The sequence below is a fragment of the Bradyrhizobium manausense genome (assembly GCF_018131105.1).
In the GTDB taxonomy this organism is placed as follows: Bacteria; Pseudomonadota; Alphaproteobacteria; order Rhizobiales; family Xanthobacteraceae; genus Bradyrhizobium; species Bradyrhizobium manausense_B.
In genome coordinates this window covers 2,206,173-2,228,581 of record NZ_JAFCJI010000001.1, presented here as the reverse complement: position 1 = coordinate 2,228,581, position 22,409 = coordinate 2,206,173, and the positions used below count along the sequence as shown (strand labels likewise).

Sequence of the window (22,409 nt, the reverse complement as noted above, 5' to 3'; positions counted from 1 at the left end):
ATCCATGACCTCAACGGATGCTGTCCGACCGCCAGCCGCGCGCGCCCATCCCGCGTCGATTGCCAGACCGAGCGCGCCCCGCAAACGGTCAGCGACCGATAATATAAGGGCGCGATTTGCCGCGCGCCAAGGTGTTTTCACCGCTGCGCTGCTCTGCGGCATCATGTCGTGGCACCAGCCGCGCACCCTTCAGCCAAAGCCGCAGTGCTTCCCAATGGATCGCGGCCACCACCTTGAAGCTCATCAACGGCAGGGCGAAGAGGGATCGCAACAGCGCAGGCGAGGTCAGGGCACGGCGGCGGCCGCAGAAGGTCGCGGCAAGCAGCGGACCGTCGCAGTCAGTCTCCAGGATGCGCAGCCTGACCATGTCGGAGGGTGGCAGCACCCGAAAATGGTAACGCATTGCCATCGGTATGAACGGCGAGACGTAGAACAGTTTTTCCTGCTGTTGCCGCAGCCCCGCGTCGCTCCACTCGTCTGCGTGCACCGGCAGGATGTACGGGTGAATGTCACCAAAGGTGTTGCGCACCTCGTAGATCACCAGCGCCAGCTCGCCGTTGGCACGATAGCAGAAATAGACCGAGAGCGGATTGAATCCGTAGCCGAGCAGGCGGGGATAGCAGAGCAGATCGACCCGGCCGCCGCCAAGGTCGATGCCCTGTGCGGCGGCGCAGCACTCCGCATATGCGCGCAGCGAGGAGCCGTCGCGCGGGCCGTGATCCCTTTCGTGGAAACTGTAGAGCGCGGCGCGGTTGACCCCGAACAATGCTGATTGACGGTCAGCCTCATCCAGCCTGTCGAGATCGATCAGGAGACTCATCACCCGGTAGCTGAAGCGATGGCCCATCGGCTTCAGCCGCGCATGCATGACGTCGCCGAAATAGAGCGAGGCGGCATCTGTCGCGGGAAGGGCTGTCGTCACCATCGCGCTACTCCGCGGCTACCGCCATTTCGATCGGTGCTTCACGCCACGGCGCGGTTGCCCCGAGCGCCTCGGCCACGCCAAGACCCGAGCGCAAGCCATCCTCGTGAAAGCCGTAGCCGGTCCAGGCGCCGCAGAACCAGGTGTGCCGCTGCCCCTGGATCTCACCCAGCCGCTTCTGCGCGGCAAAGGCCGCCGCATCGTACTGCGGATGCTCGCAAAGATATTGGCCGAATGTGAGCTCCGGCGCAGGCTCGAACGGCGGGTTGAGGCTGACGAACAGCGGCTTGCCGGCATCGATGCCCTGGAGCCGGTTCATCCAATAGGTCACGGCGACATCGTTCACCGCATCTCCCTGGCGCTGCCAGCGCAGGAAATTCCACGAGGCCCAGGCTTGCCGCCGCTTTGGCATCAGCCTGACGTCGCGATGCAGATAGACCTTGTTTTTGGAATATCCGATGGCGCCGAGGATGTCGCGCTCGCGCTGGTCTACGTCGGACAGCATCGCGAGCGCCTGGTTGCTATGCGCTGCGATCACCACATGGTCGAACATCTCGTGCTGACCGTGGCTATCATGGACGACGACGCCGTGCGTCGTGCGCTCGACCGACGTGACGGCGCAGCCGAGCCTGATACGATCCCTCAACGCAGCCTGGAGCTTCTCGACATAGCGCCGGCTGCCGCCCTTGACGGTGCGCCAGACCGGCCGGTCGTAATGCAGCAGGCGGTGGTTGTCGAAGAAGGCGACGAAATTCTCGGCCGGAAAATCGAGCATCTCGCTCGCCGGCGCCGACCAGATCGCGGCCCCCATCGGCGCGAGATAATCCGTCAGCAGGCGCTTGGAGAACTGCCGCAGGCGGAAATAGTCGCCGAGCGTCAATCCGCTCAGGCGGCCGTTGCGGAGGTCGTCGACGCATTGGCGGCCGAATTTCGGGATGTCAGTGAGCATCCGCAGATAGGATGGCGAGAGCAGGTTGCTCGGCTGGGCGAATAAGCCGGTCCCGGTCGCCCACCAATCATTGCCGCCGCCGCGCCATTCGAAACGGCCGGTATCGGCGGACACGGCAAAGCTCATGCAACTCGCCACGGTCTCGATGCCGAGATGGGCGAACATTGCCGTCAGGTCGGGATAGTTGAGCTCGTTGTAGACGATGAAGCCGATATCGACGGCAACAGGCGTGCCCTGATAATCGATGGTGACGGTGTGGCTGTGGCCACCGGGGCGCAGCTCACGCTCATAGACCGTTACCGGATAGCGCTGTGAGAGCGTCCAGGCCGCCGCGTTGCCGGCGATGCCCGTTCCGATAACCGCGATGCGCATGCGTCAATGTCCCTGCCTCGTGTGGACAAGCTACGGTGCGTTGCGGCGCGGGTTTCAGTGGAGTGCGGGCCCAAGTCTGCGGCTTCAGTGCAACTGTGGCTGCAATATCACATGAAATCTTGGTAAGCTTGGTTCAGTTTCCGAACGTTTCGGAAGTGAAAAAACCTCTGCAAGACAGGCACATCTTGCATTTCGATGATCTCGGTGCCGTCGCGTTCGGATGTGCGCTTCGCAGGTGCGGGACTGTCCCGCAGTTCCGCGTCCGGCTAGTATCGATTTCAGGTTCCGCAGAAAGCATCACGCTGTGAACGAGTTAGATCAATACGTCCGGTCGTCCGCCCGCGAATCGGCTAAGCCGACCGCGCGGTGGCGGCATGATCTGCCCGGCAGGGGGTGGATGTGACACAGCGGGTTTCGGCCGTCGCCAGGAGGCCACTTCTGGGTTCTGCGTCCCGCACGCTGCGTGCGGTCGCCGTGCTGTGCCTGGCCTCGAGTTCGGGCGCCTGCGTACTGACGCAGGATCTTCCCGATCCTGCGCTCGACGTTCCCGCGCAATACAAATACGCCGGGAAGGCCGATGCGCCGCCGACGCTGGATTGGTGGCGTGGCTTCCGCTCGAGAGAGCTGACGCAATTGATGGAAGAGGCGCAGACGGTCAATCTCGACATCGCGGCGGCGGTTGCGCGCATCGTCGAAGCCGACGCACAGGCCCGCCAGGCCGGTGCGGCGCTGCTGCCGAGCCTGTCGGGAACCGGACAAGAGGCTTATTCGCGCACGTCCGGCTCTTCGGCTTCGGGGCTCACCAATGGTGGCCGTGAGGTCGTCAACTACCAGGCATCGCTGAGCGCCAGCTACCAGCTCGATTTCTGGGGCCAGAACCGCGACGCGCTGCAAACGGCGGAGGAGACTGCCAAGGCCAACCGCTTCGACCGCGACACCGTCGCCCTGACGACGCTCGCAGCCGTCGCCAACGCCTATTTCCAGGTGTTGTCCTCGCAAGACCGCCTGCGCACCGCCCAGCGCAATATCGCCAGCGCCCAGCGCATCCTCGATGCCGTCAGTGAGCGCCGCAAGGCCGGCACGGGCACCGATCTCGACGTCGCCCAGCAGGAGAGCGTGCTCGCCAACCAGAAGGCGCTGGTGCCGCCGCTGCGGCAGACGCTCGACCAGAACACCAATGCGCTCGCGGTGCTGGTCTCGCGCCCGCCGGAGAGCGTGCGGCTTGCAGGCGGCTCACTCGACCGGATTGCGATCCCGCGCGTCACGCCCGGCCTGCCGTCGGAGCTGCTGACGCAGCGGCCTGACATTCGCCGGCAGGAGGCACAGCTCGCCTCCGCCACCGCCAACATCGGCAACGCCCGCGCGCAGTTCTTCCCGACTATCCAGCTCACCGGCAATGGCGGCTATCAGAGCTCGGCGCTGGTCTCGCTGTTCCAGCCGCACGCGGCGTTCTTCCAGCTGGTCGGCAGCGCGACCCAGCCGATCTTCGACGGTGGCAAGATCCTCGGCAATTTCGAGTACGCCAAGGCGCGGCAGGATGAGTTGCTGCAGACCTACCGCAAGACCATCGTTCAGGCCTTCACTGACGTCGACAACGCACTATTTTCAATCAAGCAGACCACGATCAAGCTGCAGTTGCAGCGCGATGTGGTCACTGCTTCGCGGCGCGCCTTCGATCTTGCCGAGCAGCAGTTGCGCGCCGGCACGGCCGATATCGTGACCGTGCTCAACACGCAGCTGACGCTGTTCCAGGCTGAAGATGCGCTGTCACAGGCGCAGCTCGCGCGCCTTCTTGCCATCGTCAGCCTCTATCAGGCGCTCGGCGGCGGCTGGGAGCCGCGCATGGAGAAACCGGTCAATGCTCTTTAAGCCGGATACGAAGGACGGCGCCAGAGAAGGGACGGCGAGAAAGTCGCGCGGCCGCGGCTTCGTCATGACCCTGATCACGCTCGCGATCCTCGGCGGCCTTGGCTATCTCGGCTGGACCCTGTGGCATCAGCAGCCGCAACAGCAGACGAACGGCCGCGGCCAGCAGCGCCCGGATCTGCCGGTCCCGGTGCTGGCGGCGACGCCGAAGGTTCAGGACGTACCTGTCTATCTCGACGGCGTCGGCGCGGTCCGCGCGCTCAACACCGTCACCGTGCGCTCCCAGGTCGACGGGAAGCTGATCGCCGTGAAGTTCACGGAGGGCCAGGACGTCAAGAAGGGCGACGTGCTCGGCGAAATTGACCCGGCGCTCTATCAGGCAACCTATGACCAGGCCGTCGCCAAGAAGGCCCAGGACGAAGCCCAACTCGCCAACCAGCGCATCGACCTGACGCGCTACGAGCAGCTCGCAGCCTCCAATGCCGGCTCCAAGCAGCAGGCCGACACCCAGCGCGCGGCGGTCGCCCAGACCGAGGCGCTGGTCAAGGCTGACCAGGCCTCCATCGACAATGCGGCGGCGACGCTGAGCTACACCAAGATCGTGGCGCCGCTCTCGGGCCGCGTCGGCCTCCGCCAGGTCGACCAGGGCAACATCATCCACGCCTCCGACACCACCGGTCTCGTCGTCATCACGCAATTGCAGCCGATCGCGGTGTGGTTCAGCCTGCCGCAGCAGCAGATCATGCGCGTCAATGCCGCCGCGGCGAAGGGCGCGCTGTCGGTCGACGTGTTCGGCAACGACGGCGTCACCGTGATCGACACCGGCAAGCTCACCGGCATCGACAACCAGGTCGACCAGACCACCGGGACGCTCAAGCTCAAGGCGGAATTCCCCAACGCCAATTACCAGCTCTGGCCCGGCCAGTTCGTCAATGTCCGCCTCAAGGTCGAGACCCTGCCGCAGGCGCTGGTGGTGCCGACATCGGCCGTGCAGCGCGGCCCGATCGGCACGTTCAGCTACGTCATCGGCGCGGACAACGTCGTGACGGCCAAGCCCGTGACGGTGACGCAGCAGAACGAGCATGATGCGGTCATTGCGAGCGGCCTGACGGCAGACGACAAGGTGGTCACCACGGGCTTTGCGAACCTGTCCGACGGATCCAAGGTCATCATCGGTCGCGATGAGCAGACGCCGTCGGCCGACCTCGCCCCGCGCAAGCGCACGCGCACGCCGCAGGGCGACGGGAAGGGTGGTCAGGCCAAGGACGGCCAGAAGGATGGCCAAGGCAAGGATGGCGAGTTCCGCGCCAAGCGGAAGACCAGCGAAGGTGACCAGAAGGGGCAGACCGGACCGGCGCCGGGGCCGGGGGCTCAACAATCGGGACCTGGAGCCAAACAGCCATGATCCCGGCAACGGCCGCCTGAGCGGCAGGCGCATCTCATGGGTGTCTCAGAACCCTTCATCCGCCGGCCGATCGCGACTTCGCTGCTCGGCATTGCGCTGCTGATTGGCGGCGCGCTCGGCTATTTCGCGCTGCCGGTGTCCGCGCTGCCGCAGGTCGACTTCCCGACCGTGCAGGTGTCGACGCAGCTGCCGGGCGCGAGCCCCGACGTGATCGCCTCGCTGATCACCGCGCCCCTGGAGCGGCAGCTGGGCCAGATCCCGTCGCTGACGTCCATGAACTCGACGAGCTCGTTCGGCGTCAGCCAGATATCGCTCCAGTTCGACCTCAACCGCGACATCGATGGCGCGACGCAGGACGTGCAGGCCGCGATCAACGCCGCCGCCGGCGTGCTGCCCAAGACGCTGCCTTATCCGCCGACCTACGCCAAGGTGAACCCGGCCGATGCGCCGGTCATGACGCTGGCGCTTCGCTCGGACACGATCTCGTTGCGCGCGATGAGCGACATCGCCGACACGCTGCTGGCGCAGCGGCTCAGCCAGATTTCCGGCGTCGGCCGCGTCTCCGTGCTCGGCGGGCTGAAGCCGGCCGTGCGCATCCAGGCCGATCTGGCGCGGCTCGCCGCCTACGGTATCGCGATGGAGGATTTGCGCGCCGCAATCGCCAACGCCAACGTCTCCGGTCCGAAGGGCTCGCTCGACGGCGCCCAGCAAGCCTACATCATCGCCGCCAACGACCAGATCGCGGCTGCCGACGCCTATCGGCCGATCATCATCGCCTACCGCAACGGCTCGCCCGTGACGATCGGCGACGTCGCGCAGATCGTCGACGGGCTCGAGAACGACCGCACCGGCGGCTGGTACCAGGGCACGCCGGCCGTCATCATCGACATCCAGCGCCAGCCCGGCGCCAACGTCATCGACGTCGTCAAGCAGATCCGCGCCGAGATCCCCAAGGTCCAGCGCGCAATTCCGGCGGGCGTGAAACTCACCATCGTCTCCGACCGCACCGTCACCATCAGGGCCTCCGTCCACGACGTGCAGTTCACGCTGGTCCTCGCCGTCGTGCTGGTGACGCTGGTCGTGCTGCTGTTCCTGCGCTCGCTGCGCGCAACGATCATCGCCGGCGTGGCGCTGCCGCTGTCGCTGATCACGAGCTTCGGCATCATGTATTTTGCCGGCTTCAGCCTCGACAATCTGTCACTGATGGCGCTCACGATCGGCACCGGCTTCGTCGTCGACGACGCCATCGTCATGATCGAGAACATCGTCCGCCACATGGAGAACGGCGACAACGCGATGACCGCCTCGCTCAAGGGCGCGAGCGAGATCGGCTTCACCGTGATCTCGCTGACCGTCTCGCTGATTGCGGTGTTCATCCCGCTTTTGTTCATGTCGGGCCTCGTGGGACGCATGTTCCGCGAATTCGCGCTGACGCTAACCATCGCCGTCGTGACCTCCGCGGTGGTGTCGCTGACGCTGACGCCGATGATGTGCTCGCGGCTGCTCAAGCACGCCCATGAGGAGATGACGGTGCCGGGGCTCGCCGCCGTCAGCCGCTTCATCGACCGCACTGTCGAATTCTACCACCGCACGCTTCTCGTGGTGTTGCGGCACCAGCGCACCACGCTGGTCGTCACCTTCGCGACGCTGGTCGCAACCCTGGTCCTCTACGTCGTCGCGCCGAAGGGTTTCCTGCCGCTTCAGGACACGGCATCGATCACGGCGGTCACCGAAGCCGGGCCCGACGTGTCGTTCGCGGAGATGCAGAAGCGGCAGGCCGATGCCGCCGACGCCATCAAGGCCGATCCTGACGTGACTGGTGTGGTCTCGGTGATCGGCGCCGGCTCGGTCAACCCGACCACGAATGTCGGACGCCTCGTCATGACCCTGAAGCCGCGCGGCGAGCGGCGCGACGATGTCAGCGTGGTCATTGCCCGCCTCAAGGACAAGGTCTCCGGCATCCCCGGCATGACCGTCTACTTCCAGCCGGTGCAGGACGTGCAGATCTCGACCCAGTCGAGCCGCTCGCAATACCAGTACACGCTGACCGGCACCGATGCGGCGCTGGTGTCGGAATGGGCGCGAAAGCTCGTCGACGAGATGCGGCGCGATCCGTTGTTCCGCGACGTCTCCTCGGAGGCGCAGGAAGGCGGCCTGCGCGCGCAGCTCGACGTCGACCGCACCCGCGCCGGCCAGCTCGGCGTCAGCCTCCAGGCGATCACCGACACGCTGAACGATGCGTTCGCGCAGCGCCAGATCTCGACCATCTACGGCCAGGCCAACCAGTACCGCGTAGTGCTGGAGGCGCTGCCGATGTACCAGCGCGATCCCTCGATCCTGTCAAAGCTCTATCTGCCGGGCGGTGCCAGCGCGACCGCCGGCGCACCCAACGCCCAGGTGCCGCTCGACGCGGTGGCGACGCTGAAGCGAACCACGGCACCGCTCGCGATCTCGCATCAGGCGCAATTCCCGGCGATCTCGCTCTCCTTCAACCTCGCGCCGGGTGCAGCGCTCGGCGATGCCGTCGAGGCGGTCAAGGCGATCGAGACCCGGATCGAGATGCCCAACAGCATCGTCGGCGTCTATGCCGGCGACGCCGCAGAATTCGCCAAGGCGCTGGCCGGTCAGCCCTGGCTGCTGCTCGCCGCCGTCATCACCATCTACATCGTGCTGGGTGTGCTCTATGAGAGCTACATCCATCCGATCACCATTCTCTCGACGCTGCCCTCGGCCGGCGTCGGCGCCATCCTGGCGCTGATCCTGTGCGGGCAGGACCTCTCGGTCATCGGCCTGATCGGCATCATCCTGCTGATGGGCATCGTCAAGAAGAACGCGATCATGATGATCGACTTCGCGCTGGAGGCCGAGCGCGGGCAGGGCATGCCGCCGGACGAGGCCATCGTGCAGGCCTGCCTGTTGCGCTTCCGCCCGATCATGATGACGACGCTGGCCGCGCTGTTCGGCGCGCTGCCGCTGGCGATCGAGAGCGGCACCGGCGCCGAGCTGCGCTTCCCGCTCGGCATTTCCATCATCGGCGGCCTGCTGCTGAGCCAGTTGCTGACGCTCTACACCACGCCCGTGATCTACCTCGCGCTCGACCGCATCAACCGCCGCCTGGAGCAGGCGCTGCCGCCGCCGGAACCCGACGCGCCGCCCACGGCTGGCGCGACCGAGGGGATGCAGTGATGGCATCGATCTCGGAGCCCTTCATCCGCCGCCCGGTCGCGACCACGCTGCTGTCGATCGGACTGTTCCTGCTGGGAGGCGTTGCTTACGAGTTCTTGCCGGTCGCGTCCGTCCCGAATGTCGACTTCCCCGCCATTTTCGTCTCGGCCAGTCGTCCCGGCGCCGATCCCTCGGTCATGGCCGCAACCGTGGCCGCACCGCTGGAGCGGCGGCTCGGCGAAATCGCAGGCATCAACCAGATCACCTCGACGTCGTCGCTCGGCACCGCAAACATCCAGCTCCAGTTCGACATCGGCCGCAACATCGACAAGGCGGCGCGCGACGTGCAGGCCGCCATCAATGCCGCGCTGGTCGATCTGCCGAGCGACCTGCCGGCGCTGCCGCGCTTTCGCAAGGCCAACACGGCCGGCGCGCCGGTGTTCGTGCTGGCGCTGACCTCGAAGACGCTATCCGCCAGCGCCATCTACGACGTCGCCGATACCGTGCTGGCCCAGCGCATCTCGCAGGTTCCGGGCGTGGGCGATGTCACCGTGTCCGGCGCCGATCAGCCGGCGGTGCGGATCCAGCTCAATCCTGTGGCGCTGTCGAATGCGGGGATCGCGACCGACGACGTGCGCACCGCCATCATCAATGCCAACCCGCTGGGTCCCGTCGGCATCTTCAACGGCGAGCGCCAGAGCGAGACGTTGGCGCTCAACAAGCAGATGCGTACCGCGAAGGAATTCCGCGACATCGTCATCAAGAGCTCGAACGGCAATTTCGTTCGGCTCGGCGACGTCGCCGACATCGAGGATTCCGTCCGCAACGCGCGCTCGATCGCCTGGTTCAACAAGCAGCCGGCAGTGCTGATCCAGATCACCAAGCAGGGCGACGCCAACGTCATCGACACCGTCGACCGGGTGAAGGCGCTGATCCCCGCGCTGAAGCAGTGGATTCCGGCCGGCGTCGAGGTCTCCACCCTGGTCGACCGCACCTCGACGATCCGCGCGAGCGTGATGGACATGCAGTGGACGCTGCTGGCGACCGCTATTCTCGTCATGGTCGTGGTGTTCGTGTTCCTGCGCCGCATGACGCCGACCATCGCCGCCGGCATCTCGGTGCCGCTGGCGCTGGCCGGAACCTGCGCGGGGATGTGGGTCGCCGGCTTCTCGATCGACAATCTGTCGCTGATGGCGCTGGCGATCTCGGTCGGCTTCGTGGTCGATGACGCCATTGTCATGATCGAGAACATGTTCCGCAATCTCGAGCACGGCATGCGGCCGATGCAGGCGGCGCTGGAGGGCGCCAAGCAGATCGGCTTCACGGTGGTCTCGATCAGCCTGTCGCTGATCGCGGCGTTCACGCCGCTGATCTTCATGGACGGCATCGTCGGGCGCCTGTTGCGCGAATTCTCGCTGACCCTGACCTTCGCGATCGTGGTCTCGACGCTGGTGTCACTGACCGTCACGCCGATGATCTGCGCCCATTACGTCAAGCAGACCACGTCGGATTCCGCCACGTTGTTCGACCGCCTGATCGAAGGTTCGCTGTCGCGCATCGTCGCGTTCTACACCCGGACCTTGCGCGCTGTGCTCGAGTTTCCGCTGCTGACGCTGCTGGTGTTCTTCGCCACCATCGGCCTGACCGTGATGCTCTACATCAAGGTGCCCAAGGGCTATTTCCCGACGGACGATTCCGGCTTCGTGATCGGCGCGACGCGGGCCTCGGCCGACATCTCGTTCCAGTCGATGCTGACGCTCCAGCAGCGCCTCGCCGACATCGTGATGCAGGATCCGGCTGTGGCCGGCATCGGGTCGACCGTCGGCGGTGGAGGCGGGCCGGGGGGCGCGACCTCGAACCGCGGCGTCATGTATATCAGTCTGAAGCCGCCTGAGGAGCGCGACCACATCTCGACCCAGGTCGTGATCGACCGGTTGCGGAAGGCACTTTTCCCTGTGCCCGGCATCCGCCTCTTCATGTTTGCCGCCCAGGACGTGCGCGCCGGCGGCCGCCAGAGCGATTCCAACTACCAGTACACGCTCTCGAGCACCGACCTCGGCCTGCTCCAGAAATGGGCGCCGATCGTGGCCAAGCGCATGGAGACGGTCGAGGGCATCACCGACATTTCCAGCGACCGCGATCCCGGTGGACTTCAGCTGACATTGAACATCGATCGCCAGAAGGCGGCGGCACTCGGCGTCAGGGTTCAGGACATCGACAATGCCCTGAACAACGCCTTCTCGCAGCGCCAGATCTCGATCATCTACACTCAGCGCAACCAGTACATGACCGTGCTGGAGATCGATCCGAAATTCCAGGTCGACCCGTCCAATCTCGAGCGCATCTACGTCGCAGGCTCCGGCGACGTGCAGGTGCCGCTCTCCGCCGTGGTGCACGCGACGCGCGGGCTCGCCGCGCTCGCTGTCTATCATTCGCAGTCGGTGCCTTCGACCACGGTGTCGTTCAACACCTTGCCCGGCGTCGAGCTCCAGGCCGCCACGCAGAACATCCAGCGCGCGGTCGACGAGTTGCACATGCCCGAAGGCATCCGCGGCAGTTTTGACGGCAATGCCGGCGATTTCGCCAGGACCAGCGGCCGGCAGCCACTGCTGATCCTCGGCGCGCTGGTGGCAATGTATATCGTGCTCGGCGTGCTCTATGAGAGCCTTGCCCATCCGCTCACGATCATCTCGACGCTGCCCTCGGCCGGTCTCGGCGCGCTGCTGGCGCTTCAGATCACCAACACGCCGCTGACGGTGATCGCCTTCGTCGGCATCATCCTCCTGATCGGTATCGTCAAGAAGAACGGCATCATGATGGTCGACTTCGCGCTCGATGCCGAGCGCCAGCGCGGCCTGTCGTCGGCCGAGGCGATCTTCGAGGCCTGCCAGGCACGCTTCCGCCCGATCCTGATGACCACCATGGCGGCGCTGTTCGCCGGCATTCCGCTGGTCGTGGCGACCGGTCCGGGCACGGAGTTGCGCCGCCCGCTCGGCATCACCATCATCGGCGGCCTTTTCGTTTCGCAGGTGTTGACGCTCTATACGACGCCCGTGATCTACCTCTTGATCGACCGCCTGCGCCGGCGGTCGGAGCCGCGCGCGCTGGCCGCACCGGCGGAATAGGTTGTTGAACCGCCGCGCGAAGCGTATAGCGGCGATCATGTCGACCCCAGCCGAAACCGCGGCCGCAGCGCCCGAGCCGATTCCCGAATGTCCGCACTGCCAGAAGCCGATGCCGCTCTGCATCTGCGACAGTGTCACGCCGATCGAGAACAAGCTGTCGCTCCTGATCCTCCAGCATCCGCAGGAGCAGGACAGGACGCTCGGCACCGCACGGCTGCTGGCCAGGCATTTCGCCGATGCGACCGTGAAAGTCGGCCTGTCCTGGCCGAGCCTGTCCAAGGCGCTCGGCCATCCAATCGAGAACGCCTCGCATTGGGCCGTGCTCTATCTTGGCTCCGCGCGTGCGGCCGACCTCGACGTGGACGGCGAGATCGTCGCGCTCAATCGCAAGGGCGAGGTCGCCGAGAACCAGCGCGCCATTTTCAACAAGCTCGAAGGCGTGGTGCTGCTCGATGGCACCTGGAGCCAGGCCAAGGCGCTATGGTGGCGCAATCCTTGGATGCTCAAATGCCAGCGCGTGATCCTCAATCCGGCGCGTCCGTCGCGCTATGGCCACCTGCGCAAGGAGCCGCGGAAAGACGGGCTCTCCACCATCGAAGCGGCCGCGACGCTGCTGGCTGGCCTCGAGCGGCGTCCCGACATCGCCGAGACGCTGAACGCCAGTTTTGAACGGCTGTTGACACGCTATCGCGAGGTTCAGGCCGAGATGCCGGAGCTGGCGCCGAAGCCGGCCCCAAAAGGTCGCCGTCGCGATTTTCGCCGCGGTAAGCGGTCTGCCTAGTTCCTCACTCCGGCTGATGGCCCTGCCAAGGGCGCAGATGCAGAACTGACAGCTGCGGAACAAAGAACGGGCAGCCGAATCCAGAGCGCGAAAGAGACTCGGCTCGGTCTGCCGTTAATTCTTGACGCTCTCCTCGTCGTCCTGCGTCCCCTGGTCGGGGGCAGAAGGCGGGAAGATGCTGTCATAGATCGCGCGCGCCTCACGTATGAGGCGAGCCCGCTCCTGCTCGGACTTCGAAACAAATCGGACGATATCGCCCACGTGCACTCCAGCGCTCGTTTGCATCACTCAGTTGATGCGAAGGTTATGCCGGACGATCTGAATCGGGAGTTTCCAGGCACTCCCGGGCAACCCCGGTGAGGGCGACTCGCACGAGCAACGCCCACAGGTGAGGTGGAACCGGCGCCGGTTCATTTTATGTTGGAATATCAGGGAGTTGTGATGGAGGCCACGACCAGAATTGAACTGGTGTACACGGTTTTGCAGACCGTTGCGTAACCACTCCGCCACGTGGCCTCAACGAGGGCGGAGCAATATAGGGGATCAGCGGATTAGGCAACCCCGCGAGCCGCCGCGTTACGTCAGCCTGAGCCAAGAGATCTCAGCAGGCGGCGTACCAGCCCTCCGGAAAGGGCACCAAGGGCCACGCGCCCTCATTGTCGTTTGCGGCTTTGGGAGACGCATCGAAGCTCCACGAGCGGGGCACGAAATCCTCCTCCGGAGCGGGCGCGAAATTGTCATGAATCATGGCGTCGTGGACGGCATCCAGCATCAAGTTGAATTCGGCTTCGCTCATCGCACCCTCCGGAACGCGGATGGCGCACTGTCGCAAAGCCGGTTTGTTTCCCGATTGATCCGATTGTTCGCATTTTAACGATCGGGCGATCGCAAGCGATTTGGTTAGCGATGTCTTAAGTCCCCATCGGAGCCTAGGTTCCTATGCGAGGGTGCCAGTGTGAAAGAGATCACATCCCCCGTGATTTATTCCTTCTACCTCTTTGCCCACACCGGCCGACGGCGGCCGGGCAAGCAGGACAGACAGGAGACCGGTCATGAAGGCGAGGTTCTTGCGGTTTGCGGGTGTGAGGAGCCGGGCGCGTCGCGCCGCCTCGACGGTCGGGCTGTTCCTGACGCTGTTTGCCACCGCCGCCCAGGCCCAGCCGGGAACACCGGAGCAGCGGAAGGCCTGCAGCCCCGACGTCTATCGGCTCTGTGCCGGCGAGATCCCGAACGTCAAGGCCATCACGGCCTGCCTGCGGCGTAACCGCTCAAGCCTGAGCGAGGCTTGCCGCACCGTGTTCGACCAGGCCGGCGGCTGAACCGGCGTCTTGTGGATTTCTGCGCAGCAAGTGCTTTGCCCTGCAGGCGCAAATCCGTCTGACGCGGGTGGGGATATGCTGCGGACAAGCTGTTGAGGGAACGAAATCCGGCATAGATCCTGAAAGCCGTCGGATCATACCTGATGGATTCATGACCAACTGATCTGCTTCCAGAATGTTCTGATCAGATTCCGGACTTCGTAGACGGATCGGCGTAGCGTCACCCACAATCGCTTGCGTTGCCCGACGGGCAAAACACCCAATCAGCGGGTCAATCCGGCCAGACAGAAACATTCCGCTTTACCGAAATTCTGATTTGCCGTAGACATCCGCCACCTCATCCCGGTCAGAGGGACGTATCGCGATCGTCACGAACGTGGGGTGAGCCGTGGTGGACGCCGACGGCATCGGCGCGACTGATATCGCAGGGCGGGCAACCGTGAGCGAGAGCGTCGCGCAAACGACCGGTGCGGTCAGCGTACGGTAAAACCGTGTCGTCCTGACGCCCGGAGTCTGTGCGTCAAGTCCTGCGGTGATGCGTGCGACCCAACCGGGTTCGCGCATCAGCCATCTGCAAGGCGACGGGGGCAATAGTGCATCGCTCCCCGGGGAGAGCTCGGCATAAGCCGTAAACCCACTGCGCAGGGAAGGCCGGATGTTTGGCTTCACCTGTATGCCGCTGTGCAGCCTCTTGTAGCGCAACCTTCGCACAGTGGATCGCGGGTGCCAGCCGGCACCCGGTCTTCCCTGCGCCCTCTGACATCGGAGGGTGGCGTGAAGGTGTAAGGCTCGGGCGAAACACGTCGCGAGAATGCGAAGATGCGTCTACTTGATCCGTCATTGCGAGCGCAGCGAAGCAATCCAGACGGTCGCGACGGACGGATTCCTGAGTGTTTCGTCGCGAGGGCTCTCGCAACGACGTTTGGAGAGGGCCGGGCGGCAAACGTCGATCCCGCGTTCCAGGTCGCAAAGGACCTTCCGTAAAATTGCAACCCGCGCGTGCAAGAAGTCTTGATCTGCGGGGCTCTAGGGAAGTGATGCCCCGCCTTGAACGCGGCTCCAGGCGACAGCGACTAACCCATAGAATGCATCAGGATCAGTGGAACGTGATCGAGCTTCCCTCTTGTAAAGCACCAAAATGGTGCTTTAGTGCTTTCCATGAGCCCGTCGCCCCGACATGCGCCATCGGCGCTGCGTTACAGGCTAGCCCCTGACCCGGCCGCCAAGGCCGCCATGGAGGCGACGTTCCAGGCCTATGACCGCATGATGGAGATCCTGGATGATGTCGCGCGGACCCATAATGTGGGCTCCAATGTCGTCCTGCTGCATGCCCATGCCTATGAGCCGATCCGCAAAGAGACCGCGCTCCCGTCGCGGCTGGTGACGCTGGGTCTGCGCGACCGCGCCGACTATCGCGCCGCGCAAGGCCGCCGCCTGCCGCTCGACGACAAGCTCGCCAAGATCAAGGGGCCGGCCACGATTTCAATTTCCACCGTGCAAGGGCGCTTCAGCGTGCCCTTCGACTATGCCGGCTATGCGGAGGGCTGGGGGCAGAGCGTGCCCGCGCACCTGATCCGCACCGACGACGGTTTCGAGGTTCACTACGGCGTCACGCCGAACAGTCTGCCAGAGGAGGAGAACGCTATGGATACCATCGCAGCCGCTCCCGAGAATTTCCTGTCCCGGGTCGGACGTCTGATCGCCGGCATCGCCTATGACGCGATCGAGCAGGCGGAAGGCAACAACAAGCTGAAAGTGGTTGGCCAGGCGATCCGCGAGATCGAGCGCGCAGAGAGCGAGGCGCGCGAAGCGCTTGCGGCCGCGCGTGCCGAGGAATACCGGCTCAACGCGCGCCGGACCGAGATCGAACGCGAAATGACAGATCTCGCCGCCAAGATCGAGGGCGCGATCGCCGACAGCCGCGACGATCTCGCCCGCGCCGGTATCGCGCGGCAAATGGATCTGGAGGCACAGTTCGAGGTGCTCTCCCGCGCCATCGACGAGAACAACGAGAAGATCGAGCAATGCGTCACGTCGCTGCGCGCGGTGCTGTCAGCGCTCCAGGACGCGGAACAGCGCCGCATCGATCTCGAAAAGAGCGAGGCGGCCGCGAGCCACCAGGCTTCGACTTCACCGCGCAAGCGGGGCGGCGGCGCCGCTGCGGCGAAGGCGTTGCGTGCGGGCAGGGCGGTGGCGCGCGTCACCGGCGTGCCGCCGGGCATTCCGTATTCGAGCGATATCGATGAACTCAGCGCGTTGCATCGCGACAAGGAAATTGCGGCGAGGCTGGCGCGGCTGAAGTCGCGCTCCTGAGAGTATCGTGTCATGAGCACATTGCTCGAACACGTCATGTCGCCGGAGGTCCGGCCGTTCGCGATCGCGGCCGCCATGATCCTCATCGTCGGCACGCTCGAAGTGGTCACGATGCTGGTCGGAGCCTCGCTCAGCGAGATGCTCGGCACCAGCATCGATTTCAGCCATCCTAGCGACAATGGCGTCATCAACGCGATCTCCTGGATCAACGTCGGCGGCGTGCCGCTGCTGATCTTCCTGCTGCTGGTGCTGGGTGCCTTTTCCATCACCGGCTTCCTGATCCAGGACGTGGCGCGGATGGTGGTCGGGCCCTTGCCGGCCGGCATCGCCTCGCTTGCGGCGGTCGTCGTCTCGGTGCCGCTGGTCCGTGCCGCGAGCCGTGGCATCGCACGCGCCATCCCCAAGGACGAGAGCTACGTTGTTGGCCTCGGCGATCTCGTCGGTCGCATCGGTGAGGTCGTCATCGGTCCGCTCGACCAGGGGCCGCCCGGCCGCGTCAGCGTCGCGGACGTCCACGGTAACAGGCACTTCGTCTCGGCCGTCGCAGCGCCCGACTCCGCGCCATTGCCCCAGGGGACTCTCGTCCTCCTGGTCGATCGCGTCGACACCCGTTTCGTTGCGGTGAAGGCCGACGATGAACTCAGACCGTCCAAAGCCACTCTAAGCCAGCACATCATTTAGCGGAGAAAATCATGTTCGATATCGCAGTCCCGGCCATGATCGGCGTCGCGCTGATCGTTGTCCTGGGGATCATCTTCACCATCCTCTATAAACGCGCCACGCGCGACGAGGCCTTCGTGCGCACCGGCCTCGGCGGCAAGAAGGTCGTGCTCGACGGCGGCGCCATGATCCTGCCGATCTTCCACTCCTATGCCAGCGTCAATTTGAAGACGCTGCGGCTCACCGTCGAGCGCAAGGAGCGGGAATCCCTGATCACCAAGGATCGCCTGCGCGTCGATATCGTCGCCGAATTCTACGTGCGTGTCCGCCCCGACGATGAGAGCATTGCGCTTGCGAGCCAGACGCTGGGTGCACTGACCAATGATGCCGAAGCCCTGCGTAACCAGGTCGAGGCCAAATTCGTCGACGGCCTGCGCTCGGTCGCGGCCACCATGTCGATTCTGGAGCTGCAGGAAAAACGCAGCGATTTCGTCAAGCACGTGCAAGCGACCGTCGAGTCCGACGTGAAATCCAACGGGCTCGAGCTCGAATCCGTGTCGCTCACAAAGCTCGACCAGACCGATGTCAAATTCTTCAATCCCGAGAACTTCTTCGACGCCGAAGGTCTGACCCAGCTGAAGACCGTCACTGAGACGCGCCGGCGCGATCGTAACTCGATCGTCCGCGACAACGAGGTGGCGATTGCGCAGAAGGATCTCGAGGCGCGGCAGCAGACCCTGACGATCGAGCGGACCAAGAAGGAGGCCGAGCTGTCGCAGGAGCGCGACATCGCCAACAAGACGGCAAGCACCCGCGCCGAAGTCGCAACCGCGACGCAGACCGCGCGCCTGACCGAGGAGAACGCCCGCATCGACACCGACCGGGCGGTCGCCGAGAAGGAGGCCGGCGCCAAGCAGGTCAAGGAAACCGCGGTGATCGAGTCGGATCTGGCGATCAACAAGCGCAAGACCGACGCGCAGCGCGAAATCCAGATTGCGACGCAGGAGAACGAGATCCAGATCGCAGCCAAGAGCAAGACGACGTCAGAAGCCGTCGCCGAGGCGAAGACGGCGGAAGCACTGGCCGTCTCCGCGGAAGAAAAGGTCGTGACCGCGCGCGCCGTCGAGGTCGCGGACCGTGCCCGTCTCACCCAGGTGCTCGCCGCGCGTACCGAGGCCGAGCGCAAATCGACCGAGCTGATCGTCGCGGCCGAAGCCGAGAAGAAGGCATCGCTCGACCGCGCCGAGGCCGTCAAGACCTTGGCCACGGCGGAAGCCGAGTCCAACAAGATCAAGGCGGTCGGCGTGCGCAACATCGGTGAGGCCGAAGCTGCCGTCATCACCTTGAAGAACGAGGCGCAGAACAAGCTCGGCGCCAACGTCATCGATTTCGAGATCGCCAAGAAGCGGATCGAGACGATGCCGTCGGCGCTCGCCGAGATGGTCAAGCCGATCGCCAACCTCAAGGACGTTCGCATCTTGCACACCGGGGGCGCGTTTGGCGGCAACGGGAGCGGACCCGCAGGTGGCGGCGTCGGCTTCGGCGAGGGGCTCGCCGGCGAGCTGCTCAAGGTCCACGCCCTGCGTCCGATGATCGACGAGATCCTGCGCCAGAGCGGTTTTGCTCCGGGCGACGATCCCGTGAAGGCGCTGGTCGGTGCCGTGACCGGCAAGCCCAACGGTGCCGCGGTGGCGCCGGTGGCAGTGTCCGCGCCGGAGAAAACAAACTCCGCGGATCTATGAATGCGGGTTCATTGCTACGGAGAATTCGAAACGATAGTAACTGGCTGTTGCGCGTCTCGCGTCGCGCAACAGCCGGAGCGCGTGTCGAGAGGCCGTCGAAACTCTCGACCACGCTCCGGACGAACACTTCAAGGCAACGCCATTGGTTGCCGCGGCGCCTGCGCCGATCGACGTCAGGCGCCGGAGTCTGTTTCGATCCGGAGAATTTCCCATGAAGTTTTTTCTGTCTGGACTGATCGCGATCGGTCTTGCGATTGCCGCAGCGCCATCATTCGCGGCCGACGCCCGCAACGTCACCGTCGTCAACGAGACCGGCTACGCCATCAAATTCCTGGGCTTCAACGCCCCCGACGATGGCCTGGACGAATGGGACAACGAGCTCGACAAGGTCTTGCAGAACCAGGCCAGCACTTATGTCGAGTTCGACGATGACGACGAGGGTTGCGTCTGGAACATCCGCGTCGACTGGGAGAACTACAACGAGTCCGTGCTCTGGAAGAACGTCAACCTCTGCAAGTTCACCGCGCTTCGGCTGCGCTACGATTCCGGTACCAAGACCACCTCGTTCGTCGCCGAGTAACGCGGCTTGACCCGAGCCCGGGGAGGGGCCCGATCAGCCCTTCCTCGATGCTGTGCGAATGATGGCGAATTCGTCCTTTGCAAGCGCAACCGGCTTTGTTATACGCAGCCGCGCGCGGACGAACAGTTCGCCCTTTTCCTCGGTAGCTCAGCGGTAGAGCATCCGACTGTTAATCGGATGGTCGCTGGTTCGAATCCAGCCCGGGGAGCCAAATTCCGCTTCATATTCAACGGCTTGTAAGCGCATATTGATGTGGCGCACGATGCTGCTTGTTTGATCTCTCAATTCGGCCGCTGTCGAATTCAGAGCAGAATCGCGTTCAAGCGGATGTGTCCCGCGCGGCACCAAATCGACTCAATTCAAATCGAGCTTTGCGGCGCCGGACTCTTACGGAGCTGATTCCCATGCCCGACCTCCAGATCGACCGCGCCCATCAGGCCCCTTCGATTCTGCCCGCGGACATTCCTGAGTTGAGCGACGATGAGGGCCTCGCCCGTCTCGCCCGCGCGGTTGAGACCCCCGATTCGGTACGGCTGGACGAAGTCGCGGCCCTGATCGGTCGCCTCGCAGTCGCGATCGAATAGGCCATCTTACGTCCCATGCTTGCGTCGCCGTGGCTGACCGGCCGACGGACGTGTTGCGTTTTCGCAGAGCCTGCTCCAAAGATGCCGCCAACTCATTCCAGCGGCATCGTCCGCCTTGCAGGGTCCGCAAATGTCCGGTTTTTCGACCGCGCGCCTAAAAATGGTCGATGGCCAGGTGCGCACCAGTGACGTCACCGATCGCCGCGTTATCGATGCCATGCTCTCGGTTCCGCGCGAGCTGTTCGCGCCGGCGAGCCGGCAGGCGCTGGCCTATCTCGATCTCGATCTCGACGTGAGCGAAGGCGGCGCCAAGCGCTACCTGATCAAGCCGCAGCTCACCGGCAAGCTGCTCCAGGCCGCCGAGATCGGCGAGGGCGACAACGTGCTGGTCGTCGGCTGCGCCACCGGCTACCTCGCCGCGCTGACCGCGAAGCTTGCCCGCCAGGTTACGGCAACCGAAACCGATTCGGCTCTGGCTGCGAAAGCCGGGCATGCCTTCGCCGCGCTCGGGCTCACCAACGTCACCTGCAAGGCCGCCGCCTGCGCCGAGGGCGACGCGTCCGCCGGACCCTATGACGTGATCGTCCTCAACGGCGCCACCGAAGTGACGCCGGACGGGTTGTTTGGCCAGCTCAGGGAAGGCGGCCGCCTGGTGGGCGTTTCCGCCGAATCGCGGCCGTCGCGGGCCATGATCGTGACCCATTCCCACGGCGAATTCGGCTATCGGCCGTTGTTCGACGCGGCAGCTCCGGTGCTGCCCGGCTTGGAACAAGCGGCCGCCTTCGTCTTTTGACAGCTGAATCCCCGTTAAAATCCCGTTCTGAATCAGAAGTGTGGCCGGGATGCTGCACGTAAAGAGTTTCCGCTGAGAACTACCCGGGGGTAGTTCCGTCGCGCTCAACCGCGTCCTATGTTGCTGCGGGGCAACGACTCCACTCGGATACGGTAACCAGGTTCGCGGGCACGAGCCTGACGTGAGAATGAACGGATTTTCAGGGATGCATGGGGTGAAGCTCTTCACCGGAGCAGCGGTTTCGGTCCTCCTGACGGCGCTTGCCGGACCGGCGCCTGCCTTGGCGGATACGATCGAGGCTGCGCTGGTGCGCGCCTATCAGAACAATCCGCAGCTCAACGCGCAGCGCGCCCAAGTGCGCTCGACCGACGAAAACGTGCCGCAGGCCCTCTCGGGCTATCGTCCCAAGGTCAATTTGAGCCTGAGCACCGGCTATCAATATCAGGATATCCAGGCGGTGCAGAAGGGCCTGCCGATCCATAGCGATCCGCCCCTTCAGCCCAACGCCGCCAGCCTGACCGTCAACCAGACGCTCTATAACGGCAACCAGACCGCCAACAGGACACGCGCGGCAGAAAGCCAGGTCTCGGGATCGCGCGAGGCGTTGCGCGTGCTTGAGCAGACGGTCCTTCTGCAAGCTGCAACGACCTACATGGACTACCTGCGTGATTCGGCAACGCTCGAGGTTCAACGCAGCAACGTGCGCGTGCTCGAGCAGACGCTCAAGCAGACGCGTGATCGCTTCAACGTCGGCGAAGTCACGCGCACGGACGTCGCGCAGTCCGAAGCGCAGCTGGCTGCGGGCAAGACTCAAGCCCTGACCGCCGAATCGAATCTCACGACGACGCGTTCGAACTTCCGCCGCATCATCGGGAACGAGCCGTCGAACCTCGCCCCGGGCTCGCCGGTCGATCGCTTCCTGCCCCCTTCGATCGCTTCCGCCGTCAGTCTCAGCCTGGTGGAGAACCCCAACGTCACGGCCTCGATGTATGGCATCGACGTCAACTATCTCCAGGTCAAGATCAACGAAGGCGCGTTGCTGCCGACGGTGACGGTCCAAGCCGGCATCACCCAGTCGTACCAGCAGACCTTGACCGTCTTCCGAACGACGTCCGCCTCCGCCATCGCGACAGCTTCGGTGCCGATCTTTCAGGGCGGCGCTGAATACGCACTGATCCGGCAATCGAAAGAGAACCTGGCGCAGCAGCGGCTGAACCTCGAAACCACCCGTGATCAGACTCGCGCCAACGTCGTGCAGGCCTGGGGCCAGCTGGAAGCGGGCAAGGCGCAGGTGCAGTCCGCCCAGGCGCAGGTGACGGCCTCCGAGATCGCATTGAACGGCGTGCGCGAAGAGGCCAAGGCCGGCCAGCGCACGACGCTCGACGTGCTCAACGCGCAGCAGGCGCTGGTCAACGCGCGCGTGGCGCTCGTCACCGCGCAGCATGACCGCGTGGTCGCGTCCTACTCCGTGCTCAACGCGGTGGGCCGCCTCGCACCGGCTGTGCTCGGTCTCAACACCACGATCTACGATCCCAGCGTGCACTACCATCAGGTCCGCGACAGCTGGGCCGGCGTGCGCATACCCGACGGACGCTGATTGCCGTAGTTCTCCGGTCGGCCTCGCAAACAGACGACGCCGACCGGTGCTTTGCTTGCAATCATCAAAATCCCTGACATAGCCTTGCGAAGAATCTGCGGGTCGATTCGCTCCGCATCCAATGTTGCATGCGTGATGCTTGAGTGACGGGGCAGGGGCGCGCCGCCTCACGTTGAGCGGTGATCTGGGGACAAGTCTGGCTGTCGCGACGAAAATGTCGGGGCGCACATCCGGAA

The 22,409-nt window shown here is 64.6% G+C and carries 17 protein-coding genes and 2 tRNA genes; 14 read left to right on the top strand and 5 right to left on the bottom strand.

Going from position 1 to position 22,409, the window contains the following annotated elements:
* Positions 1 to 88: 88 nt before the first annotated feature.
* Both JQ631_RS10460 and JQ631_RS10455 read right to left on the bottom strand, forming a co-directional pair.
* The gene (locus JQ631_RS10460) at positions 89 to 868 is read right to left on the bottom strand and encodes a DUF1365 domain-containing protein (protein ID WP_249160241.1); all 780 of its coding nucleotides are present in this window, start codon (positions 866 to 868) and stop codon (positions 89 to 91) included.
* Between the two features lie 61 nt (positions 869 to 929).
* On the bottom strand, positions 930 to 2,243 hold the full coding sequence (locus JQ631_RS10455) for an NAD(P)/FAD-dependent oxidoreductase (RefSeq protein WP_212325985.1): 1,314 nt from the start codon (positions 2,241 to 2,243) through the stop codon (positions 930 to 932).
* A gap of 393 nt (positions 2,244 to 2,636) precedes the next feature.
* On the opposite strand from JQ631_RS10455, the gene JQ631_RS10450 reads away from it, so the two are divergent.
* Genes JQ631_RS10450 through JQ631_RS10430 form a run of 5 tightly spaced genes read left to right on the top strand, consistent with a single transcriptional unit; the run spans position 2,637 to position 12,585 of the window.
* Positions 2,637 to 4,112 carry an efflux transporter outer membrane subunit gene (locus tag JQ631_RS10450; RefSeq protein WP_212325983.1) on the top strand — a complete coding sequence of 492 codons (1,476 nt, stop codon included), beginning with the start codon at positions 2,637 to 2,639 and terminating at the stop codon, positions 4,110 to 4,112.
* Positions 4,102 to 5,514 (top strand): efflux RND transporter periplasmic adaptor subunit, encoded by a 1,413-nt coding sequence (locus JQ631_RS10445; RefSeq protein WP_212325981.1) that lies wholly within the window; start codon positions 4,102 to 4,104, stop codon positions 5,512 to 5,514. The genes JQ631_RS10450 and JQ631_RS10445 overlap by 11 nt, the downstream gene beginning before the upstream one ends.
* A gap of 36 nt (positions 5,515 to 5,550) precedes the next feature.
* A complete protein-coding gene (locus JQ631_RS10440; RefSeq protein ID WP_212325979.1) occupies positions 5,551 to 8,700 on the top strand; it encodes an efflux RND transporter permease subunit in 3,150 nt (1,049 codons plus the stop codon).
* Positions 8,700 to 11,804 (top strand): efflux RND transporter permease subunit, encoded by a 3,105-nt coding sequence (locus JQ631_RS10435; RefSeq protein ID WP_212325977.1) that lies wholly within the window; start codon positions 8,700 to 8,702, stop codon positions 11,802 to 11,804. Before JQ631_RS10440 ends, JQ631_RS10435 begins: the two co-directional genes overlap by 1 nt.
* A 37-nt stretch (positions 11,805 to 11,841) precedes the next feature.
* Positions 11,842 to 12,585: a tRNA-uridine aminocarboxypropyltransferase gene (locus JQ631_RS10430; RefSeq protein WP_212325975.1), complete on the top strand. Its 744-nt coding sequence runs from the start codon at positions 11,842 to 11,844 to the stop codon at positions 12,583 to 12,585.
* Positions 12,586 to 12,699: 114 nt separating this feature from the next.
* On the opposite strand, the gene JQ631_RS10425 is transcribed toward JQ631_RS10430, so the two are convergent.
* From JQ631_RS10425 to JQ631_RS10415, 3 genes are all read right to left on the bottom strand, one after another.
* Positions 12,700 to 12,846, bottom strand: coding sequence for a hypothetical protein (locus tag JQ631_RS10425; RefSeq protein WP_212325973.1), 147 nt, complete (start codon positions 12,844 to 12,846; stop codon positions 12,700 to 12,702).
* A 181-nt stretch (positions 12,847 to 13,027) separates the two neighbouring features.
* A tRNA-Cys gene (locus JQ631_RS10420) sits at positions 13,028 to 13,101 on the bottom strand.
* Between the two features lie 85 nt (positions 13,102 to 13,186).
* A complete protein-coding gene (locus JQ631_RS10415) occupies positions 13,187 to 13,381 on the bottom strand; it encodes a hypothetical protein (protein ID WP_212325971.1) in 195 nt (64 codons plus the stop codon).
* Between the two features lie 256 nt (positions 13,382 to 13,637).
* On the opposite strand from JQ631_RS10415, the gene JQ631_RS10410 reads away from it, so the two are divergent.
* From JQ631_RS10410 to JQ631_RS10370, 9 genes are all read left to right on the top strand, one after another.
* Positions 13,638 to 13,904: a hypothetical protein gene (locus tag JQ631_RS10410; protein WP_212325969.1), complete on the top strand. Its 267-nt coding sequence runs from the start codon at positions 13,638 to 13,640 to the stop codon at positions 13,902 to 13,904.
* Between the two features lie 1,149 nt (positions 13,905 to 15,053).
* Positions 15,054 to 16,217, top strand: coding sequence for a PspA/IM30 family protein (locus JQ631_RS10405; protein ID WP_212325967.1), 1,164 nt, complete (start codon positions 15,054 to 15,056; stop codon positions 16,215 to 16,217).
* 12 nt (positions 16,218 to 16,229) lie between these two features.
* A complete protein-coding gene (locus tag JQ631_RS10400; RefSeq protein WP_212325965.1) occupies positions 16,230 to 16,898 on the top strand; it encodes an OB-fold-containig protein in 669 nt (222 codons plus the stop codon).
* 11 nt (positions 16,899 to 16,909) lie between these two features.
* Entirely contained in the window at positions 16,910 to 18,619 is a 1,710-nt protein-coding gene (locus JQ631_RS10395; RefSeq protein ID WP_212325963.1) for a flotillin family protein, read from the top strand.
* Between the two features lie 211 nt (positions 18,620 to 18,830).
* Entirely contained in the window at positions 18,831 to 19,199 is a 369-nt protein-coding gene (locus JQ631_RS10390) for a hypothetical protein (RefSeq protein WP_212325961.1), read from the top strand.
* Between the two features lie 136 nt (positions 19,200 to 19,335).
* Positions 19,336 to 19,410 (top strand) — tRNA-Asn (locus JQ631_RS10385).
* A gap of 193 nt (positions 19,411 to 19,603) precedes the next feature.
* Positions 19,604 to 19,783: a hypothetical protein gene (locus tag JQ631_RS10380; RefSeq protein ID WP_212325959.1), complete on the top strand. Its 180-nt coding sequence runs from the start codon at positions 19,604 to 19,606 to the stop codon at positions 19,781 to 19,783.
* A gap of 130 nt (positions 19,784 to 19,913) precedes the next feature.
* Positions 19,914 to 20,576, top strand: a complete 663-nt coding sequence (locus tag JQ631_RS10375) for a protein-L-isoaspartate O-methyltransferase family protein (protein ID WP_212325957.1) — start codon at positions 19,914 to 19,916, stop codon at positions 20,574 to 20,576.
* Between the two features lie 205 nt (positions 20,577 to 20,781).
* Positions 20,782 to 22,173, top strand: coding sequence for a TolC family outer membrane protein (locus JQ631_RS10370; RefSeq protein WP_212328563.1), 1,392 nt, complete (start codon positions 20,782 to 20,784; stop codon positions 22,171 to 22,173).
* Positions 22,174 to 22,409: the final 236 nt, after the last annotated feature.

Excerpts from the sequence above, each read along its gene's own strand:
- JQ631_RS10460 (WP_249160241.1), bottom strand. The coding sequence starts at position 868 with ATGCATGCGCGGCTGAAGCCGATGGGCCATCGCTTCAGCTACCGGGTG.
- JQ631_RS10455 (WP_212325985.1), bottom strand. The coding sequence starts at position 2,243 with ATGCGCATCGCGGTTATCGGAACGGGCATCGCCGGCAACGCGGCGGCC.
- JQ631_RS10445 (WP_212325981.1), top strand. The coding sequence starts at position 4,102 with ATGCTCTTTAAGCCGGATACGAAGGACGGCGCCAGAGAAGGGACGGCG.
- JQ631_RS10440 (WP_212325979.1), top strand. The coding sequence starts at position 5,551 with ATGGGTGTCTCAGAACCCTTCATCCGCCGGCCGATCGCGACTTCGCTG.
- JQ631_RS10435 (WP_212325977.1), top strand. The coding sequence starts at position 8,700 with ATGGCATCGATCTCGGAGCCCTTCATCCGCCGCCCGGTCGCGACCACG.
- JQ631_RS10430 (WP_212325975.1), top strand. The coding sequence starts at position 11,842 with ATGTCGACCCCAGCCGAAACCGCGGCCGCAGCGCCCGAGCCGATTCCC.
- JQ631_RS10415 (WP_212325971.1), bottom strand. The coding sequence starts at position 13,381 with ATGAGCGAAGCCGAATTCAACTTGATGCTGGATGCCGTCCACGACGCC.
- JQ631_RS10410 (WP_212325969.1), top strand. The coding sequence starts at position 13,638 with ATGAAGGCGAGGTTCTTGCGGTTTGCGGGTGTGAGGAGCCGGGCGCGT.
- JQ631_RS10400 (WP_212325965.1), top strand. The coding sequence starts at position 16,230 with ATGAGCACATTGCTCGAACACGTCATGTCGCCGGAGGTCCGGCCGTTC.
- JQ631_RS10395 (WP_212325963.1), top strand. The coding sequence starts at position 16,910 with ATGTTCGATATCGCAGTCCCGGCCATGATCGGCGTCGCGCTGATCGTT.
- JQ631_RS10390 (WP_212325961.1), top strand. The coding sequence starts at position 18,831 with ATGAAGTTTTTTCTGTCTGGACTGATCGCGATCGGTCTTGCGATTGCC.
- JQ631_RS10380 (WP_212325959.1), top strand. The coding sequence starts at position 19,604 with ATGCCCGACCTCCAGATCGACCGCGCCCATCAGGCCCCTTCGATTCTG.
- JQ631_RS10375 (WP_212325957.1), top strand. The coding sequence starts at position 19,914 with ATGTCCGGTTTTTCGACCGCGCGCCTAAAAATGGTCGATGGCCAGGTG.
- JQ631_RS10370 (WP_212328563.1), top strand. The coding sequence starts at position 20,782 with ATGCATGGGGTGAAGCTCTTCACCGGAGCAGCGGTTTCGGTCCTCCTG.